16 protein-coding genes are annotated in these 22344 nt (G+C 57.4%); 12 read left to right on the top strand and 4 right to left on the bottom strand.

Annotation, left to right across the window (positions count from 1 at the left end; all coding sequences use genetic code 11):
* Positions 1-8: 8 nt before the first annotated feature.
* Complete coding sequence (gene dnaE, locus ACR0IO_RS18825; RefSeq protein ID WP_480743624.1) at positions 9-3509, bottom strand: DNA polymerase III subunit alpha; 3501 nt, start codon at positions 3507-3509, stop codon at positions 9-11.
* 344 nt (positions 3510-3853) lie between these two features.
* Between dnaE and xdhA the strand changes: the two genes are divergently transcribed.
* The 8 genes from xdhA to ACR0IO_RS18785 all read left to right on the top strand — a co-directional run bounded on the left by xdhA (position 3854) and on the right by ACR0IO_RS18785 (position 14755).
* Positions 3854-5215, top strand: coding sequence for a xanthine dehydrogenase small subunit (xdhA, locus tag ACR0IO_RS18820; protein ID WP_480743622.1), 1362 nt, complete (start codon positions 3854-3856; stop codon positions 5213-5215).
* Positions 5212-7614, top strand: coding sequence for a xanthine dehydrogenase molybdopterin binding subunit (gene xdhB, locus ACR0IO_RS18815; protein ID WP_480743620.1), 2403 nt, complete (start codon positions 5212-5214; stop codon positions 7612-7614). The genes xdhA and xdhB overlap by 4 nt, the downstream gene beginning before the upstream one ends.
* Positions 7614-8549: a xanthine dehydrogenase accessory protein XdhC gene (gene xdhC / locus ACR0IO_RS18810; protein ID WP_480743618.1), complete on the top strand. Its 936-nt coding sequence runs from the start codon at positions 7614-7616 to the stop codon at positions 8547-8549. The genes xdhB and xdhC overlap by 1 nt, the downstream gene beginning before the upstream one ends.
* Positions 8546-10063 (top strand): ABC transporter ATP-binding protein, encoded by a 1518-nt coding sequence (locus ACR0IO_RS18805; RefSeq protein WP_368669821.1) that lies wholly within the window; start codon positions 8546-8548, stop codon positions 10061-10063. Before xdhC ends, ACR0IO_RS18805 begins: the two co-directional genes overlap by 4 nt.
* Positions 10064-10110: 47 nt before the next feature.
* Positions 10111-11193, top strand: coding sequence for an ABC transporter permease (locus ACR0IO_RS18800; protein WP_155148070.1), 1083 nt, complete (start codon positions 10111-10113; stop codon positions 11191-11193).
* A 3-nt stretch (positions 11194-11196) separates the two neighbouring features.
* Positions 11197-12117, top strand: a complete 921-nt coding sequence (locus ACR0IO_RS18795; RefSeq protein ID WP_155148068.1) for an ABC transporter permease — start codon at positions 11197-11199, stop codon at positions 12115-12117.
* Between the two features lie 35 nt (positions 12118-12152).
* Positions 12153-13226 carry a BMP family ABC transporter substrate-binding protein gene (locus ACR0IO_RS18790; protein WP_155148066.1) on the top strand — a complete coding sequence of 358 codons (1074 nt, stop codon included), beginning with the start codon at positions 12153-12155 and terminating at the stop codon, positions 13224-13226.
* Positions 13227-13351: 125 nt separating this feature from the next.
* Positions 13352-14755, top strand: a complete 1404-nt coding sequence (locus ACR0IO_RS18785; RefSeq protein WP_480743614.1) for an MFS transporter — start codon at positions 13352-13354, stop codon at positions 14753-14755.
* A gap of 33 nt (positions 14756-14788) precedes the next feature.
* Here the strand turns inward: ACR0IO_RS18785 and ACR0IO_RS18780 are convergent, their stop codons facing one another.
* Complete coding sequence (locus tag ACR0IO_RS18780) at positions 14789-16021, bottom strand: HlyD family secretion protein (RefSeq protein WP_155148061.1); 1233 nt, start codon at positions 16019-16021, stop codon at positions 14789-14791.
* Between the two features lie 3 nt (positions 16022-16024).
* Positions 16025-16423, bottom strand: a complete 399-nt coding sequence (locus ACR0IO_RS18775) for a hypothetical protein (protein ID WP_155148219.1) — start codon at positions 16421-16423, stop codon at positions 16025-16027.
* A 150-nt stretch (positions 16424-16573) separates the two neighbouring features.
* Between ACR0IO_RS18775 and ACR0IO_RS18770 the strand changes: the two genes are divergently transcribed.
* The 4 genes from ACR0IO_RS18770 (at position 16574) to ACR0IO_RS18755 (ending at position 19632) form a co-directional block, all read left to right on the top strand.
* A complete protein-coding gene (locus ACR0IO_RS18770) occupies positions 16574-17512 on the top strand; it encodes an aldo/keto reductase (RefSeq protein WP_480743611.1) in 939 nt (312 codons plus the stop codon).
* The gene (locus ACR0IO_RS18765; protein WP_480743609.1) at positions 17509-18576 is read left to right on the top strand and encodes an NAD(P)/FAD-dependent oxidoreductase; all 1068 of its coding nucleotides are present in this window, start codon (positions 17509-17511) and stop codon (positions 18574-18576) included. The genes ACR0IO_RS18770 and ACR0IO_RS18765 overlap by 4 nt, the downstream gene beginning before the upstream one ends.
* A complete protein-coding gene (locus tag ACR0IO_RS18760; protein WP_480743606.1) occupies positions 18573-19226 on the top strand; it encodes a DUF938 domain-containing protein in 654 nt (217 codons plus the stop codon). Before ACR0IO_RS18765 ends, ACR0IO_RS18760 begins: the two co-directional genes overlap by 4 nt.
* Positions 19227-19296: 70 nt before the next feature.
* The gene (locus ACR0IO_RS18755; protein WP_480743604.1) at positions 19297-19632 is read left to right on the top strand and encodes a carboxymuconolactone decarboxylase family protein; all 336 of its coding nucleotides are present in this window, start codon (positions 19297-19299) and stop codon (positions 19630-19632) included.
* Between the two features lie 48 nt (positions 19633-19680).
* On the opposite strand, the gene ACR0IO_RS18750 is transcribed toward ACR0IO_RS18755, so the two are convergent.
* Positions 19681-22188 carry a GcvT family protein gene (locus tag ACR0IO_RS18750; protein ID WP_480743602.1) on the bottom strand — a complete coding sequence of 836 codons (2508 nt, stop codon included), beginning with the start codon at positions 22186-22188 and terminating at the stop codon, positions 19681-19683.
* Positions 22189-22344: the final 156 nt, after the last annotated feature.

Raw genomic sequence — 22344 nt, 5'->3', positions numbered from 1 at the left:
ATGACTGTTCAGATTTCCTCGACCGACATAACGCCGTCCAGCGATTTGATGGCACCTTTGATTTGCGGGTTGATGGGAAAGCTCTGCCCCAGATCCATCTCGACATCTCCGGGCAGCCCCGGGTCAAGGAGGCAAAGCTGAATTGGCCCCTTTGAAGTCCCTTTGGCGGCATTGGCTGCATCTTCCAAAACCTTGGCAACCGTGGGCAGGACGCCAGCCTCGTCAACAAAGATACGCAATCCGGTCGCACCTGCTTCGGCCACAACCGAGTCTACTGGCCCTACTGACCGACCCAAAAGTTTCAGTTGATCGGCTTCCATCGTCGCCTCGGCGGTCAGAACCACCTGCTCGCCAGTTTCCAGAAACTCGCGGCTTTTCTCCAGCGTCTCCGAAAACAAGGTGACCTCATAGGCCCCGGTGGGATCTGAAAGCTGAGCAAAAGCAAATCTGTTGCCGCGTGCGGATTTACGCTCCTGCCTTCCGGCCACAACCCCGGCCATCTTGGCGATCAATGGGCCCGAGCGTGCCTTTTCCATCACCTCGTCCAGCGTCAGAACCTGCTTGCGCTTAAGCGCTGGCATATAATCGTCCAATGGGTGCCCGGAGAGGTAAAAGCCGATAGCTTTGAATTCTTCACTCAGACGTTCAGCAGGCAGCCAATCTGGTGAAGGAGACAGACGCGGTTCGGGCAGATCATCGCCAGCTTCACCGAACAAGGATACCTGGTTCGAGTTCTTCTGATCATGGATTGCTGCCGAGTATTGGACCAGCGGATCGAGGCTTTCGAATACGCGGCGACGGTTTTTATCAAGCTCGTCAAAGGCCCCGGCTCTCGCCAACATCTCCAGCGGGCGTTTCCCGACTTTCTTCAAGTCAACCCGGCGAGCAAAGTCGAACAGGTTCACGAAGGGCTTATCACCGCGCCCTTCGACGACAAGGTTCATTGCCTCGACACCCACGTTCTTGAGCGCGCCCAGCGCGTAGACCAGGTGCCCATCGACCACATCGAATGTCGCAAGAGAGCGATTCACACAGGGTGGCACATAGGGCAATTCCAGCCCTTTGCGGACTTCTTCGAAATAGATGGCCAGCTTATCGGTCAGGTGAATATCGCAGTTCATGACACCGGCCATGAACTCGACCGGGTGGTTCGCCTTTAGCCAGCCGGTCTGGTAGCTGACGACCGCATAGGCCGCTGCGTGGGATTTGTTGAAGCCGTAGTTGGCGAATTTCTCGAGCAGGTCGAAGACCTCAGATGCCTTCTTGGCGTCGACACCGTTTTCACCCGCACCCTTTTCGAATTTGGGGCGCTCGGCATCCATCGCCTCTTTGATCTTTTTACCCATCGCACGGCGCAGCAAGTCAGCGCCGCCGAGGCTATAGCCTGCCATGACCTGCGCGATCTGCATCACCTGTTCCTGATAAACGATGATGCCTTGGGTTTCCTCAAGGATGTAGTCGATCAGCGGGTGGACGGATTCAATTTTCCGCAGCCCGTTCTTGACCTCGCAATAGGTCGGGATGTTCTCCATCGGGCCCGGACGGTATAGCGCGACGAGGGCCACGATATCCTCGATACAGGTAGGCTTCATGCGCTTGAGCGCATCCATCATACCCGAGGATTCCACCTGGAACACAGCTACTGTCTTGGCAGCCGAATAGAGCTTGTACGTCGCCTCATCATCCAGTGGGATAGCGTTGATCTGGTTCTCGGCTCCCTCCGCGGGTTCATAAAGTTCAGTACCATCAGCGGCGATATGCAACGGGCGATCAGATTTAAAGATCAGATCCATCGCGTTCTGGATCACGGTCAGCGTCTTCAGGCCCAGAAAGTCGAACTTCACCAGCCCGGCCTGTTCGACCCACTTCATATTGAACTGAGTCGCAGGCATATCAGACCGCGGGTCCTGATACAGCGGCACCAGAGCATCAAGCGGGCGGTCCCCAATCACTACCCCCGCAGCGTGGGTCGATGCGTTCCGCAATAGCCCCTCGACCTGCTGGCCATAGGTCAACAGACGATCGACGACCTCTTCGTTTCGCGCTTCTTCGCGCAGGCGAGGTTCATCTTTCAGTGCCTTTTCGATCGAGACAGGTTTAACTCCCTCAACCGGGATCATCTTGGACAGGCGGTCGACCTGCCCGTACGGCATCTGCAAAACCCGCCCGATATCGCGCACGGCGGCCTTGGACAGCAACGCACCAAAGGTGATGATCTGCCCTACCTTGTCGCGCCCGTATTTCTGTTGAACATAGCGGATCACTTCTTCCCGGCGGTCCATGCAGAAGTCGATGTCGAAGTCCGGCATCGAGACGCGTTCCGGGTTCAGGAAGCGTTCGAACAGCAACGAATACCGCAGCGGATCAAGGTCGGTGATCGTCAGCGCATAGGCCACCAGCGAGCCCGCACCCGAACCACGCCCCGGCCCGACCGGGATATCCTCGTCCTTGGCCCATTGGATAAAGTCCGCAACGATCAGGAAGTAACCCGGGAACCCCATGCCTTCGATGATGTCGAGCTCGAAATCCAGCCGCTCCTGATATTCCTCGGGCGTCACCGCATGCGGGATCACAGCCAGGCGTTTCTGCAGACCTTCGTTGGCGATACGCCGCAACTCGGCCACCTCGTCATCTGCGAATTTCGGAAGGATCGGATCACGGCGATAAGCCATGAAAGCGCAGCGTTTGGCGATCTCTACCGTATTCTCAATCGCTTCGGGCAGGTCGGCGAACAGGGTCACCATTTCTTGCTGCGACTTGAAATAGTGCTGCGCAGTCAGGCGACGGCGTCCTTCCTGCTGATCGACATAAGCCCCTTCCGAGATACAGATCAGCGCATCATGGGCCTCATACATATCTGAGGTCGGAAAATAGACGTCATTGGTGGCAACCAACGGCAGAGTCTTGGCATAAGCCATCTCGACATGACCGCGCTCGGTCAGGCGTTCCGCTTCGGGCTGACCGCCCTCACCGGGATGGCGCTGCAATTCTATGTACAATCGATCAGGGAACATCGCCGCCAGACGGTCCACCAAAGCCTCAGCTGCCGGGCGCTGACCCTGCTGCAAAAGAATACCAACCGGACCATCCGGCCCACCGGTCAGACAGATCAGGCCATCAGACCGCTCGGCCAATTCTTCCAAGGTAACCTGCGGCAACTGCCCGCCCTTATCCACATAAAGGCAAGAGCTGAGCTTCATCAGGTTCTCATATCCAATCTCGGACTGCGCAAGCAGGACCAGCGGCGCTGGCGCTTTGGGCTTTTCCCCCGGTTGCGCCTGCACATAGGTCAGATCGACCTGACAGCCCATGATCGGTTGCACCCCGGCCCCGCTGGCCGTCACCGAAAACTCCAACGCCGAGAACATACTGTTGGTGTCGGTTACCGCGACGGCGGGCATATCCATCTTTTCACACAAGCCGGGCAGCTTTTTCAGCCGCACGGCGCCTTCCAAAAGGGAATATTCTGTGTGAACGCGGAGGTGAATGAATCGAGGAGTACTGCTCATAACCGCCACGCTATCTCAGTCCGACACGGGGCAAAAGCAGGAACCGTCGCTTTGGAATGCCTTAAAAATCAGCGTTGATTATTCGGATTTTCCAGAAGGTGCTTCGGAGTTCAGCAGCAACCAAAGGCAAAAAGCGCTTTAGTTTCAATCATGTGCTTATTAAACGAACAGCACAATCACGCAGCGTCAGTGCCCAATGGTGTATCACATAGGTAGTTTTTCTTGCCAGACAACCTGCGCTGTTTCTAACATCTGACGGCAAGCTATTCGCCCGCTACTCTTTCTACGTCGCATCGAAGGAGAGCACCCAAGGGCGCAACCGGGTAAGGCGACGGGTTTCACTCATGAATATCACGTTTCTTCTGAACGGAGAGACTGTGGAGCTGGCGGATGTTGATCCGACGGCGACCTTGCTGGATTGGCTGCGCGAAGATCGCGGCCTGACCGGCACCAAGGAAGGCTGCAACGAAGGCGATTGCGGGGCCTGCACCGTCATGGTCACGGATGAGGGCGGCCACAAAGCGCTGAATTCCTGTATCCTGTTCCTGCCTCAGCTACACGGCAAGGCGGTGCGCACCGTCGAAGGAGCCAGCGGACCGGATGGCGAGACGCATCCTGTTCAGCAAGCAATGGTGGATCTGCACGGATCGCAATGCGGCTTCTGTACCCCCGGCTTCGTCATGTCGATGGTTGCAAGCCACGCCAATGGTGCCAAGGATCACGATACGCAGCTTGCCGGAAACCTGTGCCGGTGCACAGGTTATGCACCGATCATACGAGCGGCCGAGGCCGCCGAGGCTCAACCGGTCCCGGTTTGGGTTAAAGACAAGCCAGTAGCAACACGGGTGACATCGCCGATGCTGCCTGGATCAACGGATGAACTGGCGACTGTTTATGCCAAGCATCCGGACGCTACACTGGTTGCCGGCGCAACAGATGTTGGGCTTTGGGTCACAAAGCAACTTCGGGATCTCGACCCGGTGATATTCCTGAACCGTTGCGATGATCTGAAAGAGATCACCATCACGGATGACGAAATCCGCTTTGGTGCCATGGTCGACATGAACCGTATGGGCGAAGCGCTGGCCGACCTGCACCCTTCCTACGCTGAAATGATCCGTCGTTACGCCAGTGTACAAGTACGCCACGCGGCCACGGTCGGTGGCAACATCGCTAACGGCTCGCCCATCGGAGACAACCCGCCCGCCCTGATTGCCTTGGGTGCAACGCTGCATCTGCGAAAGGGTGACGCGCGTCGGTCGATCCCGTTGGAAGAGTTCTTCATCGATTACGGCAAGCAAGACCGCGCGCCGGGCGAATTTGTGGAAGCGGTGAGCTTCCCGCGCCAGGAGGATCGCCTGAAAGCCTACAAACTCAGCAAACGGTTCGACCAGGACATCTCGGCCGTGTGCGGGTGTTTCTACATCACAGTAACGGATGGCATGGTCGCTGATGCGCGTATCGCATTCGGCGGCATGGCTGGCATTCCGAAGCGCGCCTCGAATGTCGAAACAGCGCTGACTGGCAAGTCCTGGACGCGCGAGACCGTTCAAGCCGCAATCCCGGCCTTCGCAAATGACTTCACGCCGATGACAGATATGCGCGCCTCGGCCAACTACCGATTGGAGGCCGCAAAAGCGATGCTTGAGAGGTACTTCCTCGAAGATCAGGGTGAAGTCACAAACGTTTTGGAGGTGTCGGCATGAGCGTGACTAAACCCCTCCCACATGACGCGGCGCCGCTGCATGTCTCCGGCACTGCGCGCTATGTCGATGACATTCCAACACCAAAAGGCTCGCTGCATCTGGCCTTTGGCTTAAGCCCGATTGCCAATGGCACGATTACGTCGATGGATCTGTCAGCCGTAAAAGCTGCCGATGGGGTCGTCATGGTCATGACCGCCGACGACCTGCCCTTTGCAAACGACGTCTCTCCGTCGATCCATGACGAGCCGCTGCTGTCGGATGGTTCGATTCACTACATCGGACAGCCCGTTTTCCTTGTGATCGCCACCAGCCATCTGGCCGCGCGCAAGGCTGCCCGGTTGGGCAACATAGAGTATGCCGAAGAAACCCCTATCCTGACAGTCGAAGAAGCGCTGGCCGCAGACAGTAGGTTCGAGGATGGCCCTCGCATCTACGCCAAAGGTGACGCCGATGCAGCTATTGCCGGGTCCGCGCGTGTCATCGAAGGCACGTTCGAGGTCGGCGGGCAGGAGCATTTCTATCTGGAAGGACAAGCCGCGCTGGCAGTGCCGAATGAGGGCGCGGATATGCTGGTGCATAGCTCAACCCAGCACCCGACCGAGATCCAGCACAAAGTGGCGGATGCACTGGGCGTTCCCATGCATGCCGTACGTGTTGAGACTCGTCGCATGGGCGGTGGTTTTGGCGGTAAGGAAAGTCAGGGCAACGCATTGGCTGTATCCTGTGCTGTGGCCGCCCGAGCCACAGGTAAGGCCTGCAAGATGCGCTATGACCGCGACGATGACATGATCATCACCGGCAAGCGCCACGCGTTCCGCATCGCGTACAAGGCCGGGTTCGATGAGAACGGCCACATTCAAGGCGTGTCCTTCCACCACTACGCGATCTGCGGCTGGGCGCAGGACTTGTCCTTACCCGTCGCGGACCGTGCGATGCTGCATTCGGACAACGCCTATCTGTTGCCGAATGCACGGATTGAAAGCCACCGGCTGAAAACCAACACCCAATCCGCCACCGCTTATCGTGGCTTTGGCGGCCCGCAGGGTATGGTTGGTATCGAACGCGTTATGGACCACGCAGCCTATGAATTGGGGCTCGACCCGGTCGAGCTGCGCCGCCGGAACTACTACGAACCGGCTCATGCGGTTGCCGACCCTGTTCCTACGGAAAAACCTCTGGGCCACCCCGATCCACACGAAGACCTGACCAGCCGCGGTGCTGTTGAGTTGGGAGACGCCCCCGTGCGTCCCCTGCCTGCAGGCGGTAACACCACCCCTTACGGCATGGAAGTCAGCGACTTCGTACTGCACGGTATGACCGAGAAGCTGCTGAAAACCAGCGACTATGCAGCGCGTAAGGCCGCCATCGAGAAATGGAACGCCGAGAACAGAGTGATCAAGAAGGGTATCGCCTTCTCCCCGGTAAAGTTCGGTATTTCCTTCACGCTGACCCACCTGAACCAGGCTGGTGCGCTGGTGCATGTGTATCAAGACGGCTCTGTCCACCTGAACCACGGTGGCACCGAGATGGGTCAGGGGTTGTTCCAGAAAGTCGCGCAGGTGGCTGCATCACGCTTTGGCATTCCGCTCGAGATGGTTAAGATCACTGCAACCGATACCGCCAAGGTGCCCAACACTTCGGCGACTGCGGCATCCTCGGGCAGCGATCTGAACGGTATGGCGGTGAAAGCGGCCTGCGACACGATCCGAGACCGGATGGCCGATTATCTGGCCGAACGGCATCAGGCAGATCCGTCGGCAGTAACGTTTTCAGATGGCCACGTCGCGATCGGGGAGGAACGCTATACCTTCGCCGAAGCTGCCGCGCTGGCCTATCAGGGCCGCATCAGCCTGTCGGCTACGGGATTCTACAAAACGCCCAAGATCGAGTGGGACCGGATCAAGGGCCGTGGCCGTCCGTTCTTCTACTTCGCCTATGGTGCATCTGTTACCGAGGTCGCAGCCGATACGTTGACCGGTGAGAACCGCATCCTGCGCACCGACATCCTGCATGACGCAGGCGCGTCGCTGAACCCTGCGTTGGATATCGGACAAGTTGAAGGTGGATACGTTCAGGGCGCAGGCTGGCTCACGACTGAGGAATTGGTCTGGGACGACAAAGGAAACCTGCGCACACACGCACCGTCGACCTACAAGATTCCTGCCTGCTCGGACCGGCCGGACATCTTCAATGTCGCCTTGTGGGACGGCGAAAACCGCGAGGACACGATCTATCGCTCAAAAGCGGTGGGAGAGCCGCCGTTCATGCTGGGTATCTCTGCCTGGCTGGCACTGTCGAATGCGGTGGCAGCTTGCGGAGACAGTTATCCGTCACTGGATGCACCCGCCACGGCCGAAGAGGTCTGGCACGGTGTCCAAAGGATGAAGGGAGGCATCTGATGGGATTTGATCGAGAGGCTTTGAGGGAGGCGGTCAAAACCCACGGCAAAGTGGTCCGGGTGGTCATCGCCGGCATCAAGGGGTCATCCCCTCGCGAAGTCGGTGCCGCAATGCTTGTATGGGAGGACGGGCAATCAGGCACGATCGGCGGTGGAACACTGGAGTTTCAGGCGGCCGAGGCGGCGCGGTCCCAGACAGCGCCTGCGCGCCAGACACACCACGCGCTTGGCCCAGACATGGGTCAGTGCTGCGGCGGGGCTGTAACTCTGCTTAGCGAAATCTTTGACCTTGAGGCGGTAGAACAGCTGAATGACACGATCATCGCGCGCTCGGCCTCGGGCGGCGAAATGCCACTGTCGGTCAAGCGCTTGCTGGCACAGGCCCGCGGTCAGGGTGTAAAACCCGACCCGCAGCTGATTGACGGATGGATGATCGAGCCGGTTCACGAACCCACGCGCAATCTTTGGATCTGGGGCGCGGGTCATGTCGGCAGGGCTCTGGTCGATGTCCTATCGCCCCTGCCTGATCTGGCAATTACATGGGTTGATACCGGGCCAGAACGCTTTCCGGATGAGGTGCCGAACTGTGTGACCATTGTTCCGGCGGCCAAACCGGCCGAATTGGTTCGTCACGCACCGCGCGATGCCGAGCATCTTGTGCTTACTTATTCACACAATTTGGACCTGGAACTGTGCAACAGGCTGCTTTTGCATGATTTCCGCTTTGCTGGCCTGATCGGCTCGGCTACGAAATGGGCGCGATTCCGGTCCCGGCTGGCCGCGTTGGGGCATACGCCCGAACGGATTGGCCGGATCACCTGCCCAATCGGGGACCCGTCCCTGGGTAAACACCCGCAGATGATCGCAGTTGGTGTCGCGGCGCAAATCCTGCGCCCTGCCCGGCAGAATGAATTGAAGAAGGACCTGAGCGCGTGACCACTCCACTCCTAAGCTTGCAAGGGCTGACCAAAGCCTATCCCGGCGTCGTGGCCAATGATCAGGTGTCTTTCGACATCGGTGAAGGCGAAGTTCACGCCCTGCTGGGCGAAAACGGTGCCGGCAAATCCACACTGGTGAAGATGATTTACGGGCTGGTGAAACCCGACAGCGGTACAATGTTGTTGCGTGGCCAACCTTTTGCGCCACCCGAACCGCGCGCAGCGCGGGCCGACGGAATTGCGATGGTGTTCCAGCACTTCTCGCTGTTCGACGCGCTGAATGTGGCCGAGAACATCGCACTGGGGATGGAGAACCCTCCGGCCATGGGCGATCTGGCCGCGCGTATCCGCGAAGTTTCGGAAACTTATGGCCTGCCGCTGGACCCGTACCGCACCGTCGGTGACCTGTCTGCAGGTGAGCGTCAGCGGGTCGAGATCATTCGCTGTCTGCTGCAAGATCCCAAGCTGCTGATCATGGACGAACCGACCTCGGTTCTGACTCCACAAGAGGTCGAAATCCTGTTTGAGACACTGAATAAACTGCGGTCCGAAGGTACGTCGATCCTCTATATTTCGCACAAGCTTGAGGAAATACGTACGCTTTGCGACCACGCCACGATCCTGCGTCTGGGCAAGAACGTTGGCGAATGTGTTCCGAGTGAAACATCGGCCCGTGACATGGCCGAAATGATGGTGGGTTCAACCCTTCAGACCCCCGAGCGTTCAGGGCGCGAGTTTGGCGACGTTGCTCTGGATGTCAGTGGATTGTCAGTTCCTTCACCTTCCGAGTTCGGGACCGCGCTGAGGAACGTTCACATGACAGTTCGCAAGGGTGAGGTTCTTGGCATCGGTGGTGTCGCCGGCAACGGACAGGATGAGTTGCTGGGCGTATTGTCGGGTGAGATTCAAACCACTGCCGACGCGATCAAGTTCAACGGGCAGGCGATTGGTAAATTGGGGCCCACGGCCCGCCGCAAGCTTGGTGTTCTGACCGCGCCGGAAGAAAGGCTGGGCCACGCTGCTGCGCCGGACATGAGCCTCACTGAAAATGCCTTATTGACGGGCTCAGTGCGGGAAGGGCTGGAAAGCAAAGGGTTTCTGAAATGGGCCGAAACCCAGAATTTTGCTGAGAAAATCATCGAGGCCTTTGACGTTCGGACACCCGGACCTGAGAATGCGGCGAGGTCGCTGTCGGGTGGAAACCTGCAGAAATTCGTGATTGGTCGAGAGGTGCTGCAAGACCCCGATGTGCTTGTTGTGAACCAGCCGACATGGGGCGTGGACGCCGCCGCTGCTGCCGCAATCCGGCAGGCCATTCTGGATCTGGCCGCAAAAGGTACTGCGGTCATCTGCATCTCTCAGGATCTCGACGAGCTTATGGAGATTTCGGACAGCTTTGCTGCCCTGAACGAAGGCCGGCTGAGCGCTCCGCGGCCCACGACCGGCCTGACGGTAGACGAAATCGGCCTGATGATGGGCGGCGCACATGGCATGGAGGTGGCCCATGTGTAAGCTAGGAAAAACACTCAAAAAGAATGTAAAAACGGGGGGATGAGCAGATGATTGTGTTGGAGAAACGGCCTCAGCCGTCCAAGGCGTGGTCCTATGCGACCCCTTTGGTAGCGGTACTGGCGACGATGGTGTTTGGTGGGCTTTTGTTCGCCATCCTGGGTAAGAACCCATTGCAGGCCATCGGAACCATTTTTTGGGAACCTCTCTTTGGTGAGTTTGCCTTTTATTATCGCCCGCAGCTGCTGGTGAAAGGTGCGCCACTGGTGCTTATCGCCATCGGTCTATCGCTGGGCTTTCGTGCGGGCATCTGGAATATCGGGGCTGAGGGGCAGTATATCATGGGCGCCATCTTTGGCGCGGGTGCCGGTCTGGCATTCTACCCTCTGGATGCTTTCTATATCTTCCCGATTATGGTGATTGCGGGCGCGTTTGGCGGCTGGCTGTGGGCAATGATCCCGGCCTTTTTGAAAGTACGCTTTGGCACGAACGAAATCCTCGTGTCCCTGATGTTGGTATACGTGGCCGAGCAGATGCTGGCCTCGGTTTCGCTGGGCCTACTTAAGAACCCCGAAGGGTTCGGTTTTCCCGGTTCGCGCAACCTGCAATCCTATGAAAGTGCCTATAATGCTGAGTTGATCGCCGGGTCGGGAATGCACTGGGGCGTCGTGACAGCTCTGATCGCAGTGATCTTTGCCTATGTCCTGCTGAACCGGCACATGCTGGGCTTTCACATCCGCCTGACGGGTGAAGCGCCTCGAGCAGCGAAATTCGCCGGCGTGAATCCGGCCCGACTGATCCTGTTCTGCCTGGGTCTGTCCGGCGCTCTGGCCGGTCTGGCGGGGATGTTCGAAGTCTCCGGCCCCTCGGGCGTTGTTAGCATCGACTTCAACGTGGGCTACGGCTTTACCGCGATCATCGTGGCCTTTCTGGGCCGCTTGCACCCAGTGGGCATCCTGCTGGCCGGTGGCCTGATGGCCCTGACCTATATCGGTGGCGAGATCGCGCAGTCTCAGCTGGGTCTGCCTGCCGCGGCCATTCAGGTGTTCCAGGGAATGCTGCTGTTCTTCCTGCTGGCATTCGATCTTTTGACAAACTACCGCATTCGTGCGGCCCGTAGCGAGGTGGCGTGACCCATGGACCTAGGTGAAATCAATCCCGTACTCTTGGTCGCTTCGCTGATGGTGGCCGCGACCCCCCTGCTGCTGGCCGCGATCGGAGAATTAGTCGTTGAGAAAGCAGGCGTTCTGAACCTCGGCGTCGAAGGCATGATGATTGTAGGTGCAATCAGCGGCTTTGCGATCTCCGTCGAAACAGGCTCACCCTGGCTGGGTTTTGTTGCTGCAGCCATTGGAGGCGCGGTACTGTCCCTGTTGTTTGTACTGCTGACGCAGGTGGCTCTCGCCAACCAAGTGGCAAGCGGACTTGCGCTGACCTTGTTTGGCCTCGGCTTCAGCGCCCTTTTGGGGCAAAGCTATGTGGGCATCAAACCACCCAGCATGGGTGATATCCACATCCCGCTGATCAGCGATATTCCTGTCATAGGCCCGATCCTGTTCCAGCATGATCCGATCCTCTATGTCGGCATTGCTCTGACAGCGGCAGTTTGGGCCGTGCTCAAGTACACACGCGTCGGACTGATCCTGCGCGCGGTTGGTGAAAACCACGATGCGGCGCATGCTTTGGGCTACAAGGTCATCAAGATCCGTATCATGGCGATCCTGTTCGGCGGTGCCTGCGCGGGCCTCGGCGGAGCTTACATCAGCCTGATCCGAGTACCGCAGTGGACCGAGGGCATGACCGCCGGTGTCGGCTGGATCGCCCTGGCGTTGGTGGTGTTCGCCAGCTGGAAACCTTGGCGCGCATTGCTTGGTGCTTATTTGTTTGGCGGAATCACGGTGTTGCAGCTTAATCTACAGGCAGCAGGCGTTGCCATTCCCGTCGAGTATCTGGCAATGTCGCCCTATATCATCACGATCCTTGTGCTTGTGATCCTTTCGGCCGACAAGAGCAGCGCACCTGCCTCACTGGGCCGGACCTTCCATGCCTCGCACTAGATGGGGCCAACTGAACCAACTTGGGGAGTAACTAAATGAAATTCACATCACTTCTGACAAGTGCCGCAATGGCGCTGGGTCTGGCGACAGGCGCCATGGCCGAAGACAAAACCAAGGTCGGTTTCGTTTATGTCGGCCCGGTGGGCGACGGCGGCTGGACCTATGAGCACAACAAAGGTCGTCTGGCGGTCGAAGAGCACTTTGGCGACAAGGTCGAAACCGTATTCGTTGAATCTGTGCCTGAAGGACCGGATGCGGAACGCGTGATGACCCAGATGGCGCTGGAAGGTGCGGATCTGATCTTCACCACCTCGTTCGGCTATATGGACCCGACCATCAACGTGGCCAAGAAATTCCCGGACGTGAAATTCGAGCACGCGACCGGCTATAAAACTGCCGATAACGTTTCGGTTTACTCGGCACGTTTCTACGAAGGTCGCGCCGTTCAGGGCCACATCGCGGGTAACATGACAAAGTCGAACATCATCGGCTATATCGGATCCTATCCGATCCCCGAAGTGATCCGTGGCATCAACTCGGCCTATGTCCACGCCAAGAAGGTAAACCCGGATGTCGAGTTCAAGATCGTCTGGGCCTACACCTGGTTCGACCCGGCGAAAGAGGCTGACGCCGCCACCGTTCTGATCGAACAGGGCGCGGACGTGATCCTGCAGCACACTGACTCGACCGCACCGCAAGCGGCTGCGCAAGAGGCAGGAAACGTTGTCACCTTTGGCCAGGCCTCCGACATGAGCGAATACGCGCCCTTCCCGCGCGTGTCTTCGATCATTGACGATTGGGCTCCCTACTACATTGCACGGACCCAAGCCGTAATGGACGGCACATGGGAAAGCGCCAACACATGGGATGGTATCCGGGAAGGCATGGTCGCAATCGGCGAGATCTCGGACGCTGTTCCGGCCGATGTCAAAGAAGAAGCTCTGGCCCTGAAGGCTGCCATGGCAGCGGGTGAATACCACCCCTTCACCGGCCCGCTGAAAAAGCAGGACGGAAGCGACTGGCTGGCCGAAGGCGAGACCGCCGATGACGGCACGCTGGCAGGTATGAACTTCTATGTTGAAGGGCTGGAAGGCGAAATCCCGCAGTAAGCTCTAACAAGTAGCAATTGAGGGGCTGGCCATTTGGCTGGCCCTTTTTCGTTTGTCGAGAGTATACGCAGTACCTGCTATCGCTACGATTTCCTTGACGAATGGCCATGCAATCGAACTGATGTATGAACCAGTGGTTTCATCAAGACGGTATTATAGTGGCTGACACTCAGGGAAACACGCGTTGGTGGTTACTTGCTGCGATGGGGGCCATTCTGGGCGTGATCCTGTTGGACGAAACAGTGATCAGCGTGGCACTGCCGACAATCCAAAAAGATCTGGGCCTGACCCGGCTTCAATCTCATTGGACTGTCAACATATATCTTCTGGTTCTGGCTTGCTTTGCCGGGGCTGCGGGGCGGCTCGGCGATATTCTCGGTGCACGCTGGTTGCTAAGCGCGGGTCTTTTGATCTTTGGGCTGGCTTCCGCAGCGGGTGGCTTTTCCGAAAGCGGGCTGGATTTACTGCTGGCGCGTGCAATCCAGGGCCTTGGCGCAGCGCTCATATTTCCGTTGTCCCTGCTGATACTGATACGTTCATTCGAAGAACATGAGCGCGGTCTGGCGCTTGGTTTGTATGGGGCGATTGGAACCATATTCCTGTCGATGGGTCCGCTGATTGGCGGTGTATTGACAGAGTACATTTCGTGGCGGTGGATATTCTGGGTCAACCCACCGATCGTTCTGATCGTGGCCGCGATAGCCTTGGCCTGTTGGAGAGATCCTGCACAGTTGCCAGAGCCGGCATTCGATTGGAAAGGTTTCCTTTTGTTGGTCGTTGGTCTGGCCTCAATCGTTTTTGGCATAATGGAAGGCCCGGACCGTGGATGGGCGCAACCCGAAGTCGTTATTGCGTTAGCCTCGGGACTTCTTCTCTTAACTCTTTTCATACCGATCGAGCGCTCAGCGCCTAACCCGTTGATCGCGGTGTTCCTGTTTACCAACCCAAGTTTTGCATCGGCGAACATGATCGTATTCACTGCCCAATTCGTAAAGATCGTGATGTTTGTGTTCGGCGCTCTCTACTTTCAATCAAAGCTTGGGTTTTCGCCACTCGCCGCAGGTGCGGCACTGTTGCCGGTCGCAATTCCGCAGGTGTTCATTGCACCACTGGCGGGAAAGATTGCGGATCGCTTTGGAGCAAGAACACCCTCACTGATCGGTGTCGGCTGCGGAACTATCGGAGTTGCACTGGTCGCCTTAGGTATGCGGGTCGGGAACAGCCAAATGATCATGGCAGCATTTCTGATCTGGGGATGCTGCGCCCCTTTTCTGTTCGTTCCACCCCGGCGGGCTGTTATGATGTCAGTTCCAGTCGCACTGCATGGTCAGGCCAGTGGGATATCCATGACGTTCCAATTGCTCGGCGGAACAGTCGGGATGGCACTGGCAAGCACAACCTTTGCCATCACCGGCTCGTTTCCAATGGTGTTTTGGCTGATCGCCATTTTCACTGGCTGTGTTTTTGCCTACTCTTACGCTTCGTTGGAGAGGAAGCCTGTCAAAGCTTCCTCTGAAAAACCCGAGTAAGTCACAGCGGGCAAACGAATTAAGCTATTCGCATCAATGTCCGCTCAGAACCAGCGTATTGACCGGCATTAGGATCAAACGAAGGCGCAATCCGGCAGCGTGCACCACGCCGATCGTGTCGACCACATGCAGGAACGCCTTTTCCCAGAACCCGAGATTCTCATCCTCAAGCTTTTCATGGTTGTCAGTGTAGACGTTGGCCAGACAATTACTTCCGGGTGGAATGTCGTCTGCCATGCCTTTGTAGAGTGGCTCAAGATAGACCAAAATCGATCCAGGATTCTTATTGACCTGAACATCCCGCAATTCATCACTGGGTCGAATTTGACCAGACGGGATGACATCCTGCACTTCGACCACCACGACCGGAATGACGGTGAACGGTTTGGTCATGCAACCTAATTCACCAATCATACCTGGTTTGATAACTTGCGCAGACAGCTGCGTGAATGCAGCCTGAAACCGGTCGTGGCCAGAGGATGACGGCACAAGAATACCCGCAGGGCGCAGCAGCGGGCTGACATAGTCCCCAACTTGCAGACCGAACTGCTCAATCCGTCCGGTTACTCCTGCACTGATCACGGTTTTGTCGAGTTCGGTCAGGGCTGCGTCCAGCTTTGCATTGGCGCTGGCAAGTTGTGCGGGGATCAGCTCTTCGATCTGTTGAATCACTGCAGCCCTGCGTGATTGTGCTGCTACCACCTGAGCTTCGCGCTCTTCGACCAGATTTTCGAGGCGTTCAATCTCGGCCAATCGTACGGCGCTGGAGCCTTCATCTCGCAAAGTCGTATTGCGTTCCAGATCCTCCAAAGACTGATCCAGCGCTGCGCGTGCACCGGCAATCCCAGCCTCAGCCTCCGCCAGATCAGTCTGAGCAACCTTCAGCGATGCCTGAACCTGCGCGATCTGAGCATGTGCGGCTTCGACCTGTGCTGTCTGAGTGAAATCCTCGATGCGGAATATCGGTTGGCCTGCAACAACCTGCTCGTTGTTTTGAACATAGATTTCCGAAACGCGGCCACCCAGTTGCGGCAGAATGGTAACCGTGCGGAAGTAGGAGGCAGCGGTTTTGCTGGATGGATGAAAGTAGAACAGCGTGGTGATTACGGTCAGCGCGAGGATCGCGCAGGTCGTCAAACCCCAACGCAGCTCGTACCACATGGTAAACAGCGTGATCTCATGCCCGATCCGTTTGCCCTGCACAAACCGGCGGAACAGATAGTCAGGCAGAACCGTGACCAGCGCGCACATCAGTGTTTCAAGCATATCTTACTGCTCCTGCGGCGCGGCTTGGACGGTTTCAGGATTGATTTCGGACGGCTCCTCTGCAACCGGGGGCTGCGTGTTCTCGGGTGCCAGAGAACGGATGGAATCCGCTATTGCACGCAAAGGCGCGGCAAAATCAGGAAATTGGAACCCGGCCACCAGAATGGCCGCCACCCAAAACAGCCCGTTATGGGTGAACAAAGCCAACAATGCCAGAATACCCACCAGCTGAAACTGTGGGTGGTTGGATTCATGCGCGATTTTTTCCGGGATCGAATGGAGGGTGAAGTAGGCGACACCGATCAACACAATCACGACAATTGTAAAAACAACCATGAACGTAAAAAGAAAATCGCTTCCGTCCGCCTGGGTCACATAGGACGGAATATGTCCTGTGGCCATCGGGTGTAATTCCGCGGTATTCACCCTACCCTCCTGTTTCTGTTTGATACTCTTTGGATGGGTTGATGCATAAATTCAAGCCTGCTTAAAGTTTGGCCAGACACTTTGACAAATCCTCAACGGAATCCCCAATCTCATTAAGGCGCGCGAATGACCTCTATTCTTACTTCTCTTGATGGAACCGCAGTAAGCCGATTTGCCTTTGGCACCATGCAATTTGGCGGCCGTGCCGATGCAGCGCATAGCAACGCGATGTATGATGCATGTCGCACAGCGGGTATCACCCATTTTGATACCGCACATGTCTATACCGACGGCGTATCCGAGACGCTGTTGGGCAGTATGATTGCCAATGACAGAGAGGCACTGCTGATTGCCACCAAAGCAGGCTACAGCGGTGGTGCAGGCGCTGAGAACATCGAGAAGCAGTTCGATATCTCGCGCAAACGGCTGGATCAGGACATGGTCGACCTGCTTTATCTTCATCGGTTCGATCCTGAAACTGATCTTTCAGAAACCATGTCTTGTTTTGCCCGACTAAAGCAGGAGGGCAAAATCCGTTACGTTGGCCTGTCAAATTTCGCTGCGTGGCAGGTGATGAAAGCTGTCCGAGTTGCGGCCGAGTTTGATCTGACAATTGATGTGCTGCAGCCGATGTACAATCTGGTCAAGCGCCAGGCAGAGGTCGAAATCCTGCCGATGTGTGCAGATCAGGGTATCGCGGTCGCAGCCTATTCACCCCTTGGGGGCGGTTTGCTGACCGGAAAATATGCAGCGGGTGGTCAAGGGCGGCTGGCCGAGGACAACAGATATGCGGCCCGATACGGGGCCGACTGGATGTCTAAAACTGCTGAAGCATTGCGCGATCTGGCAAGCGAGGTCGGCCAGGACCCCGCGACCTTGGCTGTTGCATGGGTTGCGGCGAGCCCATTTGAGCCAATGCCAATCATTTCGGCGAGAAATACTGAGCAACTCGCCCCATCTCTGGCCGCATTGAACTGGACAATGCCCGAGGAACTGTACGATCGGATCACAGCCCTCAGCCTTACTCCACCACCTGCAACCGACCGCTTAGAAGAACAATCATGATTGATTTCCTAGTAATCGGGGGGGGCATCGCCGGTCTAAGCGCTGGCGCGCGCTTGTCAGCGCATGGATCAGTTACGGTGCTCGAGGCGGAAGACGCACTTGGGTACCATGCATCCGGACGCTCGGCTGCATTGTTCGAAGAAGGGTATGGACCGCCATCGGTTGTTGAGCTGAACAAAGCCAGTGCAGAGTTCTTTTTCTCCGGCGACTATCTGACACCACGCGGTCTTATGCTGGTCGGAGGGAAAGATCAAAAGGATCAGTTCTCCGACGATGTGGCCAGTTTGCGCATGCGGGCAATCCCCCTTCAGGATGCCTTGTCGCGCATACCCATCCTGAATATGGAAACTGTAGGGTACACTGCAATCAGCGAAGGTGCTTTTGACATCGACACTGATCGCGTGCTGCAGGATTTTGCACGTACCATTCGCCACAATGGTGGTAGCGTTCTCACGCGTCAAAAGGTCATCGGTATCCGAAAAGATGAGCTGTGGCATGTAGAGGCTCAGCAGAGTTTTGAGGCCCGGAACATTGTTAATGCCGCTGGTGCGTGGGTCGACGAAATCGCGAACATGGCAGGCGTACCGCCGATTGGAATTATCCCCTGTCGCAGGTCAATGGCCCGTATACCCGCGCCCGGTGGGCTCGATGTCGGCGGTTGGCCAATGATGCTGGGTGTCGGGGAAACATGGTACGCCAAGCCAGATGCCGGAAAACTGTTGGTTTCCCCTGCCGAGGCGGAACCCGTCGCGCCACAAGATGCCTACGCGGATGATATGGTTCTGGCCGAAGGAATGGCCCGCTACGAAGAGATGGTCACAGAACCTGTTACCCGGGTCGAGGTCAATTGGGCCGGACTGCGCAGCTTTTCCCCGGACGGGACCTTGGTATTGGGACCAGATCCTGCTGATCCCTCGTTTATCTGGTCCGCGGGTCAGGGCGGATATGGATTTCAAACGGCCCCTGCCGCCTCGAAGCTAGTAGCTGATCTGACGATCGGAGCGGAACCGGATCTGCCCGCCCAGACTATTGCCGAGCTGAGCCCAGAAAGGTTGCGCCAATGATCAAACGACAGCTTCCACCCAATGCAAGTGTGGCTAGCGAAGACACAGAGGGTCGGCTTGTCGCCCCAGCAGCAAGCCGCAATACCCAAGCAATTTGCGATTTGCTGCAACACGTTGCGCCACCTTCTGGCACCGCGTTGGAGCTCGCCAGTGGTACTGGCCAACATGTTGCAAGTTTTGCCCGGTGCTTGCCAGGCCTGCGGTGGCAACCCAGCGAAATCGACCCCCAACGCCGGGCTAGCATCGATGCCTATACCGCTGCTTTGCCGAACGTTTCGACCGCAGTGGAGCTGAATGCGACCGCATTGGGGTGGCATAGAGATTTTGGTAGAAAGGACCTGATCATTCTGATCAACCTTCTGCACCTTATCAGTCGGCCCGAGACTGAAGCACTAATCGCCGAAGCCGCTCGGTCCCTTAATGTGGCTGGTCGCATTGTTCTTTACGGGCCGTTTATGCGCTCTGGCGAGTTGACCAGCGACGGTGACAAACGGTTTCACGAAGCCCTCACTCAGCAAGACCCGGAAATCGGCTACAAAGATGACAGCGAAATTCTTGAGCTACTTCGAGCCAATGGCCTGAAGCTGATCCAAATCACTGAAATGCCTGCCAACAATCTGGCATTCGTTGTTGAAAAGCCGGACATCTGATCGAGATCAAAGTCAGCTCGGTCACCCCAAAACATATTCCATTTACATTATGTTTTGAAAGGGCCGCAGAATGAACTGGCAGGATAAACTCTCGGACACGCGTAAAGGGTTGCGCAATCTCAATGGCGCCATACCCGACACCGCACGTGCGTTTGGGGCGCTCGGCAAATCAGTCAAAGAAGGTGGAGCACTGGACTACAAAACCAAGGAGTTCATTGCTCTGGGCATGTCGATTGCCGTTCGCTGCGAGCCTTGCATTTCACTACACACTGAAGCGCTGATCAAAGCGGGGGCTGCACGCGATGAATTCTCGGATGTGCTGGCGATGGCCATTCAAATGGGAGGTGGCCCGTCGATGATGTACGCTGCTAAGGCGCTGGAATGCTACGATGAATTGACCGCTTAGCAGGCTCTAAAGGAAAAGGCCCCGGACTTTCCCGGGGCCTTTGAATGATCAACCGTCCTTGCGGATGGTTTCGTTTTTCGGATCGTAGGGGCTGTCGCAGGTGACGACCGCGTCCCACAATTTATCCTGAATCTTGACTTGCAGCTTGGTGCCTTCGACCGCCATTTCGGGCTTCACGTAACCCATGCCAATGGATTTCTCGAACGCCACCGAGTAGCCGCCCGAGGTCAGACGACCCACGCGCTCACCTTCCGGTGTGTAGAGCGCCTCACGGCCCCACGGATCGGCATCGTCCGGACCGTCGATCAGCAGGGTACAGCACTTCACGCGCACGCCGGTCTCTTCCAGCTTAGCCTTGCCGTAGAAATCCTTGGACAGGTCGACAAAGCGCGGCAGGTCGGCTTCCAGCGGGGTCGCGTCGCGGCCCAGTTCGGTGCCGAAGGCGCGATAGGATTTCTCCTGACGCAGCCAGTTCTGAGCGCGCGCACCGACCAGCTTCATACCGTGTTTCTCACCCGCCTTTTCCAGCAGATCGAACAGGTAGTTCTGCATCTCGATCGGGTGGTGCAGTTCCCAACCCAGCTCACCGGTATAGGCCACGCGGATCGCGTTGACCGGGCACATGCCCAGCTCGATCTGACGGGCCGACAACCACGGGAAACGCTTGTTGGACAATGCGGTTTCCGGATCGGCGTCTTTGATGACCTCTTTCAGAACGTCACGCGACTTAGGCCCAGCTATGGCGAAGACGCCCCACTGAGTGGTCACGTCCTGGATCTCGATGTAACCGAACTCCTCCATTTTGTCCTCAGCCGCCTTACGCAGATAGTCGGCGTCGTACTCGGTCCAGGCACCGGCAGAGACGATGTAGTAGTTGTTCTCGCCGTTGCGAACGATGGTGTATTCGGTGCGGGTGGTGCCGTGCGAGGTCAGCGCGTAGGTCAGGTTGATGCGTCCGACCTTGGGCAGCTTGTTGCAGGTGAACCAATCCAGGAACTGGGTCGCACCGGGGCCTTTGACGACATGCTTGGTAAAGGCCGACGCATCGATCAGGCCAACGCCTTCGCGGATCGCCTTGGCTTCTTCGACAGCATACTGCCACCAGCCACCACGGCGGAACGAACGGCTTTCCTTGTCAAAGTTGTCCGGAGCGTCCAGTGGTCCGAAGTAGTTCGGACGTTCCCAGCCGTTGACCCAGCCGAACTGAGCGCCACGGGCTTTCTGCCGGTCATAAGCCGGAACAGTACGCAGTGGACGGCATGCTTCACGCTCTTCATCCGGGTGGTGCAGGATGTAGACGTGTTCGTAGCATTCTTCGTTCTTGCGCGCCGCGAACTCGGTGGTCATCCAGTTGGACGAATACCGCTTGGGGTCCAGCGACGCCATGTCGATCTCGGCTTCGCCGTCGACCATCATCTGCGCCAGATAATAGCCGGTGCCGCCTGCGGCGGTGATGCCGAAGCTGAAGCCCTCGGCCAGCCACATGTTGCGCAGACCGGGTGCGGGGCCAACCAGCGGGTTGCCGTCGGGGGTGTAGCAGATCGGGCCGTTGAAATCGTCTTTCAGACCGGACTCGGCACAGGACGGCACACGCTCGGCCATCGCCATGTACTGATCCGCGATCCGGTCCAGATCCAACGGGAACAGGTCTGCACGGAAGCTGTCCGGCACACCATGTTCGAACTGCGCGGGTGCGCCATGTTCGTAGATGCCCAGAATCCAGCCGCCGCGTTCTTCACGCGCGTAAGATTCGTTGTCAGCATCGCGGACAACGGGGTGTTCCGGGTTTCCAGCTTCCCGCCATTTGACCAGCTCAGGGTCTTTGTCCATGACGATGAAGGTGTGTTCTACCGGAATCGCGGGCATTTTGATGCCCAGCATTTTGGCGGTGCGCTGTGCGTGGTTGCCCGATGCAGTCACAACATGCTCAGCCGTGATGACCACCTGCTCATCTGACGGAACGAGGTTGCCGCCCTTCTCGACCATCTTGGTGCAGGTGACTTCCCAGTGGGTGCCGTTCCAGTGGAAGGCATCGGCCTGCATCTTGCGCACGATATCGACACCGCGCTGACGGGCTCCTTTGGCCATCGCCTGTGTCACGTCGGCAGGGTTAATGTAGCCGTCCTCGGTGTGGTAGATCGCGCCCTTCAGGTCCGATGTCTCGATCAGCGGCCAGCGTTCCTTGATCTGCTCAGGCGTCAGCCATTCATAGGCAACGTCGCAGGTCTCGGCGGTGGACGCATAGAGCATGTATTCGTCCATACGCTCTTGCGTCTGCGCCATCCGCAGGTTGCCAACGACGGCGAAACCCGCGTTCAGACCAGTTTCTTCCTCGAGCGTCTTGTAGAAATCGACCGAGTATTTGTGAATGTGGGTCGTCGCATAGGACATGTTGAACAACGGCAACAGGCCTGCCGCGTGCCAGGTCGAGCCCGAGGTCAGCTCGTCCCGCTCGATCAGCATCACATCGTCCCAGCCAGCCTTGGCCAGATGATACGCAATCGAGGTTCCGACGGCGCCACCGCCAACGACAAGTGCTTTGACTTGGGTTTTCATTTGCCCGCTCTCCGGATTGAGTCTGTTTGGCAAGGTTTATGCCCAAGGACAGGCTTCAGCGCCATGTCCAGCCGACGCAAAAAAGATCAAAACCGACCTGCGGCTATCTCTATTGCGCCACCTTGCCCCATCGCCGGGCGGCTGCCAAAAGCTGAA

Source organism: Ruegeria sp. CE12 (genome assembly GCF_056537525.1).
Note: the sequence above shows the minus strand (reverse complement) of the source record. Positions and strands in the feature narration are given on the sequence as shown.